This window comes from Streptomyces sp. NPDC058674 (assembly GCF_042716505.1).
Classification (GTDB): Bacteria; Actinomycetota; Actinomycetes; order Streptomycetales; family Streptomycetaceae; genus Streptomyces.
Window position 1 is genome coordinate 55,086 of record NZ_JBHXSC010000042.1, and the last position, 10,796, is coordinate 65,881.

Below are 10,796 nucleotides of genomic sequence, written 5' to 3' on the forward strand. Positions count from 1 at the left end.
GGCGGTGCCCCTCCGGAGGGTCTCCTCGGCTCGCGCACCGAGGGAGTGCTTCGACGGTGAAGCCCGGTTGCGCGCTCGTCCTGCGGGGACCCTCCGGAGTGTCCCCACCCCGCAGCCGCCCTCCGGTCACACGGCGCCGGCCGGACCGGTGGGGAGTGGGGGCGTGCCGGGGCGTCCCCGCAGGACGAGCGCGCAACCGGCCCGTGCCGTCGAAGCACTCCCTCCGTGCGCGAGCCGAGGAGACGTCCCGGCGGGACCCCGCTCCCCACCGGGCCGGCCCGCCCGCCGCCGCCCGGGTACGGGCCCGGCCGAGCGGCGCCGCACCGCGCCGGAGGCGTTACGCGTCGAGGCCGATGGCGAAGGCCGCTTCCAGGTCGTGCTGGGAGTACGTGCGGAACGCCACGTGCGTGTCCGTCGCCTCGACGCCCGGGATCTTGCTGATGCGGCCGGGGATGATGTCCGCCAGGTTCTCGTGGCGCGCCACGCGGACCAGCGCGATCAGGTCGTACGTACCGGTGACGGAGTAGACCTCGCTGACGCTGTCCAGCGCGGCGATGGACTCGGCGATCTCGGGGATGCGGTCCACGCTGGTCTTGATGAGCACGATCGCGGTGATCACGGCTGGCTGTCTCCCTCGGTGGCCGTCGCTGGTCGCCTCACTCTAGTCGCACCCCGATACCGCACCCACGCGTAGAGGAAGCCCAGCGAGAAGCCCACCAGATGGGCCAGATAGGCGACCCCGGGGCCGCTGCCCGCCCGGCTCGCCGCCACCCACTGGAGGGCGAACCAGAACACCAGCACGATCCACGCCGGGAACCGCAGGGGCAGGAAGAAGAGGAACGGGAACAGGCTCGTCACCCGGGCCCACGGCAGCAGGTAGAGGAAGGCGCCCAGCACCGCCGAGATGGCCCCGGACGCGCCGATCAGCGTCTGCGCGGAGTGGGCGTTGGCCGCCGCGTAGGCCGCGAGGGCCGTGTAGCCGGAGCAGACGTAGAAGGCGAGGAACGGCCCTCGTCCCATCCGCTCCTCCGCCATCGCGCCGAAGACGTGGAGGAAGAGCATGTTCCCCAGCAGGTGCAGCCAGCTGCCGTGGACGAACAGTGCGGTCAGCGGGGTCAGCCAGGCGCGCGGGGTGCCCGTGAAGAGCTCGTCCGGGACCACGCCCCAGCGCTGGAAGTACGCCGTCCCGGCCGTCAGCAGCTCCTCACCCGTCCCGTAGGACGGGTTCAGCCCCGAGGCCGGGCTCAGGACGAACACCACACCGCAGCCGGCGATCAGCGCGTGGGTGACCACCGGTCCCCGGGCTGCCTCGCGTACGGCCCGCCACCTTACGATCATGTGACAGAGCATGACGCAACGAGCCCCGCCTGAGGCGGTGGCAGGCCGTAGGGTTACGAGCTGCGGTCCGGCGGTCGACGCAGACGGCCGCGCGGACCGCTTTAATTGAAACAGCTACGAAGGAGAGAGCGGCCTGATGACGGTTCCCCTGCCGACCGACACCACCCGGTGGCGCTGCACCCTGTGCGGCAACCTCACGCGCTTCGACGTCACCCGCTCGTCGAAGGTCGTGGAGTACGTCCACTTGGACCTCGCCGGGGAGCCCAAGGTCGAGGAGCGCGAGGTGGTCAATGAGACCATCGAGTCGGTCCGCTGCCGCTGGTGCAACGCGGTGGACCAGATCGAGCTCGTGGACAGGCCGGGCGCGGACTCCTGACGGAGTCCCGCCCACAGGTAGATCACGGTAGGGGTGACGGATTGTGGAGCCAGCAAGCGGCGCTGAGCCGGCCGACGCGGCCGGCGACGCCGCCGAGGTCCTCGACCGCCCGCTGCCGGAAGGCGTGCGGCGCCGGGTCGTCGCGATCGTGTCGGACGCCTTCGGCGGGCTGACGGTCGCGGACCTCCCGGCGCAGCTGCGCCAGTACGCCCGCTTCACCCCGACCCGGCGCGCCAAGTTCGCGGGAACCGCCATGGCCGCCGCGGTGGAGACCGACGCCGTGTTCCGCGGCCGGGTCGCCGACAAGGTGCGCGAGGCGCAGGCGGACCTGGCCGGGGCGCTGGAGTCCGGCGCGCCGCCCGCCGCCGCCGATCCGCTGGACGTGGCGGCCGCCGCGTACGTCCTGCGGCCGGCCGGCTGGGTCAAGCTGGTGGCCGCCGCGGGTGAGGAGGCGCAGCGCGCCGACGCCGAGCGGGTGGACGAGGAGACCCGGCGCGAACTGGACCGGCTCCGCGAGGAGCTGGCCCACGTACGGGAGCTCCAGCGCGCGGGCGGGGAGCAGGTGCGGACCGACCTGGACGGGGCGCGCAAGGAGGCGGAGTCGCTGCACCGCAAGCTGCGCAGCGCCCTGAGCGACGTCAAGCGCGGTGAGGCCGCCCTGCGCAAGCTGACCGCGGAGGTCGACGGCATCCGCGGGGAGGCGGCCGCGCGGGTGGCCGCCGCCGAGAGCGAGTCCCGGCGGCTCAGGGCCCGGCTGGCGGAGGTGGAGACGGCGCTGGAGACCTCGCGCCGGGCCACCCGCGAGGGGCGCAGCATCGAGGACATGCGGCTGCGACTGCTGCTGGACACCGTGTTGGACGCGGCGGCGGGGCTGCGCCGCGAGCTGGCGCTGCCGCCGGTGCACACCCGTCCGGCGGACACCGTGGACGCGGTGGAGCCGGGCCGGATGACCCCCAAGGACATCGCGGCGCGGGCCCTGTCGGAGACCGATCCGGCCCTGCTGGACCAGCTGTTGGCCCTGCCGCAGGCGCATCTCGTGATCGACGGCTACAACGTGACGAAGACCGGCTATCCGACGATGCCGCTGGAGAAGCAGCGGCTGCGGCTGCTGGGCGGCCTGTCGATGCTGGCCGCGCAGACCGGCGCGGAGATGACCTGTGTGTTCGACGGGGCGGAGCTGGCGGCCCCGGTGCTGCTCGCGCCGCCGCGCGGGGTGCGGGTGCTGTTCTCCAAGGCGGGGGTGACGGCGGACGAGCTGATCCGCCAGCTGGTGCGGGCGGAGCCGCCGGGCCGGCCGGTGGTCGTGGTCTCCACCGACCGCGAGGTCGCCGACGGGGTGGCCAAGGCCGGGGCGCGGCCCGTGACGTCCGCCTTGCTGCTGAAGCGGCTTTCGCGCGTTTCGTAACTCGTGGCCCTTATGCCGGAATTGATGGGGCAAGCAGGGAACGTACCGTCAAGTGCCCGGCACGGAGCGTGCGCTGTAGGTAAAGAAGCTGGTCGGAGACCGAGTTTTTTCCCTACAGGATTTGAACTGATCACAGAAGGGTCACTAGGGTCTGCTCAAACCTTCGTGCGGTAGATCACTCATTCGGGGTGGCAGCGGAGGTGCTGCCGAGTTGCGTTCTTCGGCGGCTCGAGGAAGAAGGAGCTCGCCTTCGTGGCGTCCCACCGTCGACCCAAGCAGCCGACCCGCGCTCGCGTGACCGTCCTGACCGCCACGGCGGCCGCCGCCGTCGCCCTCACCGCCCAGGGCGCCTCCGCCGCCCCCGCCAAGCCGGGCAAGGACGAGGTCAAGGCCCAGGTCGACGCCCTCTACGAAGAGGCGGAGCAGGCCACCGAGAAGTTCAACGGGGCCAAGGAGCGCCAGGAGAAGCTCGAAAAGGAGATCGGCCAGCTCCAGGACCAGGTCGCGCGCGGCCAGGGCGACCTCAACGAGCTGCGCAGCACGCTCGGTTCGATGGCCAGCGCCCAGTACCGGGGCGGCGGCATCGACCCCTCCCTCGCGCTCTTCCTGTCGGCCGACCCGGACAGCTACCTCGACAAGGCCGCCTCCCTGGACCACTTGAGCGGCAAGCAGGTCGAAGCCGTCCAGAAGATCCAGGCCAAGCAGCGCAGCCTCGCGCAGCAGCGCCAGGAGGCCGCCGGCAAGCTCGCCGACCTCGACGCCACCCGCAAGGAGCTCGGCGAGAAGAAGAAGGTCACGCAGGACAAGCTCGGCGAGGCCCAGGCCCTCCTCAACTCCCTGACCGCGCAGGAGCGCACGCAGATCAAGGAGGAGGAGTCCCGCGCCAGCCGCAGCGCCGGGGAGCGGGTCGAACTCGGCAACGTGAAGGCCTCCGGCCGGGCCGGCGCCGCCCTCGCCGCCGCCAAGACCAAGCTGGGCTCCGCGTACGTCATGGGCGCCACCGGCCCCGGTGCGTACGACTGCTCCGGGCTCACCCAGTGGGCGTACAAGCAGGCCGGCGTCAGCATCACCCGCACCACCTACACCCAGGCGGAGGAGGGCAGGCGCGTCAGCCGCAGCGAGCTCCAGCCCGGTGACCTGGTCTTCTTCTACGGGGACCTGCACCACGTGGGTCTGTACGCGGGCAACAACATGACGCTGCACGCCTCCAACCCGCGCGGCGGCGTCAAGTACGAGTCGATGGACAACATGCCGTTCCAGTTCGGCGTCCGCATCTGACCCCGCCCGTCCGCCCCGGGGGACGCGCCGCGCACCGCCCATCCGGGCGAATTGCGGCACCCCGCTGTGACCGCACGCCCCGCCGGTGACCTGCGTCTCCTGCGGGGCGCCGCCGTGCGTGCCCCCGGGCGGTCGTTGGCCGGCGCCCTGCCCCGCCGCTACTGTCTGCCAGCGCGGACCCGGCACACGGCCGTCCACGGAGGGCGGACCCGGGCCCCGCGCAGCGGAAGGGAGCGGTTCCACGTGGCGTCCCATCGCCGGCCGGGCTTCACCGGTCTCACCGGCCTCGACCGGAACACGAAGGTCACCGTCCTGACCGCCGCCGCGGCCACGGCCGCGGTCGCCATGACGGGAGTATCCGCGAGCGCGGCCCCCGGCCTCCCGCAGGAGCCCCCGGCGGGCAGCCGCGCCCAGGTCGACCGCCTCTTCGAGGAGGCCGAGCAGGCCACCGAGCGCTTCAACGAGGCCGGGGAGAAGGCCGACCGGCTGCGTTCCGAGGTCAACCGGGCCCAGGACGCGATCGCCCGCGGCCAGGACCGCATCAACACCATGCGGGGCGTCCTCGGCACCTTCGCCGGAGCCCAGTACCGGGGCGGCGCCATCGACCCCGCCCTCGGGCTGATGCTCTCCGAGGACCCCGACGACTACCTCGCCCGCGCCGCCGTCCTGGACCGGCTGACCGGCCGTCAGGCCCACCAGCTGGACGAACTCCGCGAGGAGCAGCGCCGGCTCGGCCAGGAGCGCCGGGAGGCCTCGCACAAACTCGGCGAGCTGGAGGCCCTGCGCGCCGACGTCGCGCGGCACAAGCGTGCCGTCACGGCGAAGCTCGCGGCGGCCCGGCGGCTGCTGAACGCCATGCCGTCCGAGGAGCGGGCCGCATTCGAGCGCGCCTCGCGCTCCGGCGGCCGCGCGGCCGGCCTTCCCGAGCCCGCCGCGGCCGGCCCCTCCTCGGGGCGCGCCGCCACCGCCGTCATGGCGGCCCGGGCGGCGGTCGGCCGCCCGTACATCTGGGGCTCCACCGGCCCCTCGGGCTTCGACTGCTCCGGGCTGATGGTGTGGTCGTACCGGCAGGCCGGCGTCTCCCTGCCGCGGACCTCGCAGGCCCAGCGGCACGCCGGGCGGCAGGTGCCGCTGTCGCAGGCCCGGCCGGGCGACCTGGTGACGTACCGGTCCGACGCCAGCCACGTCGGCATGTACGTCGGCAACGGCCAGGTGGTGCACGCCCCCTACCCCGGGGCCCGGGTGCGCTACGACCCGGTCGGGATGATGCCGGTGTCGTCGGTGACCCGCCCCTGACGCCGTCCGGCCCGAGACCGCGCCCGGGTCCGAGACCGAGACCGAATCCGAATCCGCGCCCGGGCTGCTGACCGCGCCCGGCCCGTGGGGCGGCCCGGTCCGTGCGTACGATCGGCTGATGTTCCCGGGTCCCCGTGCCGTGCGCGCGCTGCCGCTGCTGCTGTGCCTCCTGCTGGCCGGCTGCGGCGGGCGGCCCCCGGCCGACACCGCCGATCGGGCCATCCGCCGGGCCGTGGCCGACTGGGCGCGGGCCGCCCCCGCACAACTCGCCGGAATCCCCCTGGAAGGCCGGTCCTACGAGGTCGCCTCGGTGCGGCGGGACGGCGTACGGGCCCTCGTACGGGCGCAGCTGCGCTACCGGCTGGCCGGCTACGACGCGGCCCCGGACGGCTCGGCCCGCGAGCTGGAGGTCACCGGGGACGGCGGCGCATGGCGGGTCCGCGCCGAGCGGCCCGCGCCCGGCGCGCCGCGGCAGCTGTGGGACCAGGGCCCGGTGGCGGTGGTCCGGGGCGCGCACTGCCTGGTCCTGGGCGGGGCCGGGCAGAGCGGCGACACCCTGCGGGAGATCGCCGCGGAGGCGGACCGGGCGGTCCCGGCGGCGAGCGCCGCCTGGCCCCGGCCGTGGGCGGGCAGGGTGGTGGTGCTGGTCCCCGGCTCCCTGGAGCGGATGGCGGAACTGCTGGGCCGCCCGGCCGACGCCTACCGCGGGCTCGGCGCCGTCACCACGGGCCGGGTCGGCGCGGGGCCGGCCCCCGCCGACCGGGTGGTGGTCAACCCGGAGGGCTGGGCGGGGCTGAGCGGGGAGGGCCGGCGGATCGTGCTGACCCACGAGGTCACCCACGTGGCCACCCGTACGGCGACCTCGGACACGACCCCGCTGTGGCTCTCGGAGGGCTTCGCGGACTGGGCGGCGTACCGGGGGAGCGGGGCGACCCCGGAGCAGGGCGCCCCGACGCTGGCCCGGGCGGTGCGGCGGGGCGAGGTACCGGGCGGGCTGCCGCCGGCCGAGGCCTTCGCCTTCGGGGGCGAACCGGAGGCAGTGGCCCGCGCGTACGAGGGGGCGTGGCTGGCCTGCCGCCTGATCGCGCAGCGCTGGGGCGACGCCGCACTGGTCGGCCTGTACGCGGCGGCCGGGCGGCAGGCGCTCCCCACGGCCCTGCGGGAGGCGGTCGGGGTGGACCCGGCCGAACTGACGGCGTCCTGGCGGGAGGCGCTGCGCCGCGAGCTCCGCTGAGCCGGGGCCGGGCGCAGGCGGGCTGCGGCGGGCTCCGCCGGGCGCCGCGGGGGGTCCGGTAGGGTCGCCTGACGATGCACAAGACGCTGATCGTGACCAACGACTTCCCGCCGCGCCCGGGCGGCATCCAGGCCTTCCTGCACAACATGGCGCTGCGCCTGGACCCCGACCGGATCGTCGTCTACGCCTCCACCTGGAAGCACGGGGCCGAGGGCCGCGAGGCCACGGCGGCCTTCGACGCCGCCCAGCCCTTCCAGGTGGTCCGCGACCGGACGACGATGCTGCTGCCGACCCCGCGCGTGACCCGGCGGGCGGTGGCTCTGCTGGGCGAACACGGCTGCGAGTCCGTGTGGTTCGGGGCGGCGGCGCCGCTCGGGCTGATGGGGCCGGCGCTGCGGCGGGCGGGCGCGCGGCGGCTCGTCGCCACCACGCACGGGCACGAGGCGGGCTGGGCCCAGCTGCCGGCGGCGCGGCAGCTGCTGCGGCGCATCGGCGAGGGCACGGACACGCTGACGTACCTCGGGGAGTACACGCGCTCACGGATCGCCTCGGCGGTGACGGAGCGGGCTGCGGCCCGGATGGCGCAACTCCCGCCGGGGGTGGACGAGAAGACCTTCCACCCGGACTCGGGGGGCGCCGAGGTCCGGGCGCGGCTCGGGCTGACCGACCGGCCGGTGGTGGTGTGCGTGTCCCGGCTGGTGCGGCGCAAGGGCCAGGACACGCTGATCGAGGCGATGCCGCGGATTCTGGCGGCGGTGCCGGGCACGGTGCTGCTGATCGTGGGCGGCGGACCGTACGAGGCGGACCTGCGCAGGCTGGCCGCGTCCACCGGCGTCGCGGACTCGGTGGTCTTCACGGGGGCCGTCCCCTGGTCGGAACTCCCGGCCCACTACGGGGCGGGGGACGTCTTCGCGATGCCGTGCCGCACCCGGCGGGGCGGGCTGGACGTGGAGGGGCTCGGGATCGTCTACCTGGAGGCCTCGGCGACGGGCCTGCCGGTGGTGGCGGGCGACTCCGGCGGGGCGCCGGACGCGGTGCTGGACGGTGAGACGGGCTGGGTGGTCCGGGGCGGCTCCGCCGAGGACGCGGCCGACCGGATCGCGACGCTCCTGCGGGACCCGGAGCTGCGCCGCCGGATGGGGGAGCGGGGCCGGGCCTGGGTCGAGGAGAAGTGGCGCTGGGACCTGCTGGCGGAACGGCTGCGGGAGCTGCTGTAGCCGGTCCCGTGCCGGTCCCGTGCCGGTCCCGTGCCGGGTGCGGGGCGGGTGGGGGCGTCTGGCGGGGGGCCGGGATCGCGGGTGCGGCGCCGCTGCGGGGGCTCCGCCCCCGGACCCCCGCGCGTCACACGCAGGCGGGGTTGAGGGGTGCCAGTGTCAGGAGCCGTCGTAGTGGTCGCGACTGCCGGACTTGGCCAGTCCCCGGCTGATCATGTAGCCGACCGTGAGGATCACGATGTACAGCCAGGCCATGTCGGCGCGGAAGTAGTCGCGGTGACCCTCTTCGGTGCCCACGAGCATGGAGGCGATCAGAACCGCGATGACGGAGGCGATGTAGACGAAGAACTCCGTCGTCTTCAGGGCCGACTTCGTCTCGGTCGAGAGGCGGCGTGTCCCGTGTCCGGAAACGTCGGCACTGGAGCTCCGGTGACCTGTGGGGGTGCCGCCCGGGTTTGCGGTGGTCATGGCAGGTGTCCAATCCGTTGTGCGAAGCGCACATTGCGCCAGAGGTGAGATCGGGCCAAGATCGACGCCGTCCCACTCCGTGACTACCCGAATCAGGCGATAAGTATCACCTAAGGGGCAAATTGGGCGGATGAAGCTCGGAGCCCCGGCACCTGCCGACCGACGGGAGCCGGCGCGGGCACCAGGGCGGCGCGCTGGGCCTGCGAGCTGCCGCCTCAGAGGTCCAGCGTGATGGCGTAGGCCAGGAAGAACAGGGCGGTGACGAAGGCGAGGAGGCAGATCAGCACCAGGGGTCCCTTCCCCCAGCCGCGGGTGAGGGGCCGGTACGGACCGGTTCCCGTGCCAGTGCTCGATTCACCGGGCGGAGTCTCGCCCGGCGGTACCCCGGTCCCTGCGCCGGGTGAAGGCGTGCGACGTACGTTCGGTTCCGGATCCTGTGCGGACATGACGTGGCCTCCTGGTCTCGGCAACAGTCGTCCGTGGTCGTGCCGGGCACGCGGTGTGTGCCCGGGGGTGTTCAGCGCCTACCCGGCGCCGCGCGCGCCACGCGACGCGGCCGCGACGGGACCCGCCACCCATTCCCCGTACAGGGTGGCCGGATGCTGCCCGTCGCCGACGTCTGCGCACGGAACCGTCTCAGTGACGGCGTATCGTCCCGCCCGCTCGGCGGTCGGCTCGCACGATCACCAGAGAGAGCAGGGAGGTGGTCACGAGTACGCAGCCGACGGCGATGTCGAGAACCCGGCTGGCGTTGTCGACATCGGTCTTCTGCAGCCCCAACACGTACGGCGAGGCGATCATCCACAGACCTGCCAGACCGACGACCACATCGGAGCGCCAGCTGCTGCCCCGGTAGAGGCGCAGTCCGACGACGAACATCAGGAAAGCTCCGACCACCGCCTCGTTGACCTGCGCGTCCTTCGCCCCGTCATGGGTCACCATCGGAAAGATCCACAAGGCGGCGGAGGCGGCGAACATGACGACCCCGATCACCTGGTCGTGAATGCCCTGCCGGAAGGCGTGCGCCTGGGCCGGGGGGACCGGGGCGTGGTGGGAGTGGTACATAGCCATGGCATCCTCCTGACCGTCGCCTACCCGGTCGCCGTACGACCACCCTCGATCGGCCGAAGAGACGGTCCTCGACGGGGGACACGAGGAGTCGCCCGCCATCCGGGAGGTTCGGGCTGCGTCGGGTGATGCGAAAGGGGCCAACCGAGTTAACGGACCGGCTGCCACATAGCCCTTTCGTCACGTTACGTAGTACATCTGTAGCCGCGCGTGAGACTCGCTGTGCGGGTACCGGCGCGTCCACCCTGTGCTCTGACCGTGTGACCTGACGCAAAGGAATCGTCCATGGCGACGTCGACCGAGCCCGTCACGCCGATCCCGGTACGGGGACGCTCGTGGGGGAGTGTGCTGGTCTCCTGGCTGACCACCACCGACCACAAGAAGATCGGACACCTGTACCTGATCGCGTCGTTCGGGTTCTTCGTCATCGGCGGCGTGATGGCGCTGCTGCTGCGGGCGGAGCTGGCTCGGCCGGGGATGCAGATCGTCTCGAACGAGCAGTACAACCAGATCTTCACCCTGCACGGCACGATCATGCTGCTGTTCTTCGCGACACCGACTTTCGCCGGGTTCGCCAACGCGATCATGCCGCTTCAGATCGGCGCGCCGGACGTGGCCTTTCCGCGGCTGAACATGCTGTCGTTCTGGCTGTTCCTCTTCGGTGGGCTGATCGTCGTGGCGAGCCTGTTCACCACGCAGGGCGCGGCCGACTTCGGTTGGACCGCCTACACGCCGCTCAGCGGAGGTGAACGGACCCCGTACGTGGGCGGCGACATGTGGATCATGGGCCTGGCGCTCTCCGGCTTCGGAACCATTCTCGGCTCGGTCAACTTCGTCACGACGATCATCTGCATGCGGATGCCCGGCATGACGATGTTCCGGATGCCGATCTTCACGTGGAACATCCTGCTGACCTCGGTGCTCGTCCTGTTCGCCTTTCCGGTGCTGGCCGCGGCCCTGCTGGTACTGGAGGCGGACCGGCGTTTCGGGGCGCAGGTGTTCAATCCGGAGAACGGCGGGGCCTTGCTGTGGCAGCACCTCTTCTGGTTCTTCGGGCACCCGGAGGTCTACATCATCGCGCTGCCGTTCTTCGGGATCGTTACCGAGATCTTCCCGGTG

The 10,796-nt window shown here is 73.1% G+C and carries 12 protein-coding genes; 7 read left to right on the forward strand and 5 right to left on the reverse strand.

Annotated features, from left to right (window positions below; translation table 11 throughout):
- Positions 1–337 precede the first annotated feature (337 nt).
- A complete protein-coding gene (locus ACFWU6_RS21590; RefSeq protein ID WP_008738815.1) occupies positions 338–619 on the reverse strand; it encodes an Lrp/AsnC family transcriptional regulator in 282 nt (93 codons plus the stop codon).
- Positions 616–1,338 (reverse strand): rhomboid family intramembrane serine protease, encoded by a 723-nt coding sequence (locus tag ACFWU6_RS21595; protein WP_383982493.1) that lies wholly within the window; start codon positions 1,336–1,338, stop codon positions 616–618. The genes ACFWU6_RS21590 and ACFWU6_RS21595 overlap by 4 nt, the downstream gene beginning before the upstream one ends.
- Positions 1,339–1,474: 136 nt before the next feature.
- On the opposite strand from ACFWU6_RS21595, the gene ACFWU6_RS21600 reads away from it, so the two are divergent.
- From ACFWU6_RS21600 to ACFWU6_RS21625, 6 genes are all read left to right on the forward strand, one after another.
- Positions 1,475–1,714: a hypothetical protein gene (locus ACFWU6_RS21600; protein WP_008738811.1), complete on the forward strand. Its 240-nt coding sequence runs from the start codon at positions 1,475–1,477 to the stop codon at positions 1,712–1,714.
- 40 nt (positions 1,715–1,754) lie between these two features.
- Entirely contained in the window at positions 1,755–3,119 is a 1,365-nt protein-coding gene (locus ACFWU6_RS21605) for an NYN domain-containing protein (RefSeq protein ID WP_383982505.1), read from the forward strand.
- A gap of 252 nt (positions 3,120–3,371) precedes the next feature.
- Positions 3,372–4,397 carry an NlpC/P60 family protein gene (locus ACFWU6_RS21610; protein WP_383809692.1) on the forward strand — a complete coding sequence of 342 codons (1,026 nt, stop codon included), beginning with the start codon at positions 3,372–3,374 and terminating at the stop codon, positions 4,395–4,397.
- 243 nt (positions 4,398–4,640) lie between these two features.
- A complete protein-coding gene (locus ACFWU6_RS21615) occupies positions 4,641–5,693 on the forward strand; it encodes an NlpC/P60 family protein (RefSeq protein ID WP_383809690.1) in 1,053 nt (350 codons plus the stop codon).
- Between the two features lie 118 nt (positions 5,694–5,811).
- Positions 5,812–6,927, forward strand: a complete 1,116-nt coding sequence (locus tag ACFWU6_RS21620) for a hypothetical protein (RefSeq protein WP_383809687.1) — start codon at positions 5,812–5,814, stop codon at positions 6,925–6,927.
- Between the two features lie 74 nt (positions 6,928–7,001).
- Positions 7,002–8,144 (forward strand): glycosyltransferase family 4 protein, encoded by a 1,143-nt coding sequence (locus ACFWU6_RS21625; RefSeq protein WP_383809684.1) that lies wholly within the window; start codon positions 7,002–7,004, stop codon positions 8,142–8,144.
- Between the two features lie 156 nt (positions 8,145–8,300).
- On the opposite strand, the gene ACFWU6_RS21630 is transcribed toward ACFWU6_RS21625, so the two are convergent.
- From ACFWU6_RS21630 to ACFWU6_RS21640, 3 genes are all read right to left on the reverse strand, one after another.
- On the reverse strand, positions 8,301–8,609 hold the full coding sequence (locus ACFWU6_RS21630) for a hypothetical protein (protein ID WP_383809681.1): 309 nt from the start codon (positions 8,607–8,609) through the stop codon (positions 8,301–8,303).
- A 215-nt stretch (positions 8,610–8,824) separates the two neighbouring features.
- Positions 8,825–9,055, reverse strand: coding sequence for a DUF6480 family protein (locus ACFWU6_RS21635; protein ID WP_383982496.1), 231 nt, complete (start codon positions 9,053–9,055; stop codon positions 8,825–8,827).
- A gap of 190 nt (positions 9,056–9,245) precedes the next feature.
- Positions 9,246–9,680: a hypothetical protein gene (locus tag ACFWU6_RS21640; protein ID WP_383982499.1), complete on the reverse strand. Its 435-nt coding sequence runs from the start codon at positions 9,678–9,680 to the stop codon at positions 9,246–9,248.
- A gap of 282 nt (positions 9,681–9,962) precedes the next feature.
- Here ACFWU6_RS21640 and ACFWU6_RS21645 point away from each other — a divergent pair.
- Positions 9,963–10,796 (forward strand): cbb3-type cytochrome c oxidase subunit I (locus tag ACFWU6_RS21645; RefSeq protein WP_383982502.1); only part of this gene is annotated, 834 nt, incomplete at its 3' end.

Excerpts from the sequence above, each read along its gene's own strand:
- ACFWU6_RS21640 (WP_383982499.1), bottom strand. The coding sequence starts at position 9,680 with ATGGCTATGTACCACTCCCACCACGCCCCGGTCCCCCCGGCCCAGGCG.
- ACFWU6_RS21600 (WP_008738811.1), top strand. The coding sequence starts at position 1,475 with ATGACGGTTCCCCTGCCGACCGACACCACCCGGTGGCGCTGCACCCTG.
- ACFWU6_RS21635 (WP_383982496.1), bottom strand. The coding sequence starts at position 9,055 with ATGTCCGCACAGGATCCGGAACCGAACGTACGTCGCACGCCTTCACCC.
- ACFWU6_RS21630 (WP_383809681.1), bottom strand. The coding sequence starts at position 8,609 with ATGACCACCGCAAACCCGGGCGGCACCCCCACAGGTCACCGGAGCTCC.
- ACFWU6_RS21595 (WP_383982493.1), bottom strand. The coding sequence starts at position 1,338 with ATGATCGTAAGGTGGCGGGCCGTACGCGAGGCAGCCCGGGGACCGGTG.
- ACFWU6_RS21620 (WP_383809687.1), top strand. The coding sequence starts at position 5,812 with ATGTTCCCGGGTCCCCGTGCCGTGCGCGCGCTGCCGCTGCTGCTGTGC.
- ACFWU6_RS21625 (WP_383809684.1), top strand. The coding sequence starts at position 7,002 with ATGCACAAGACGCTGATCGTGACCAACGACTTCCCGCCGCGCCCGGGC.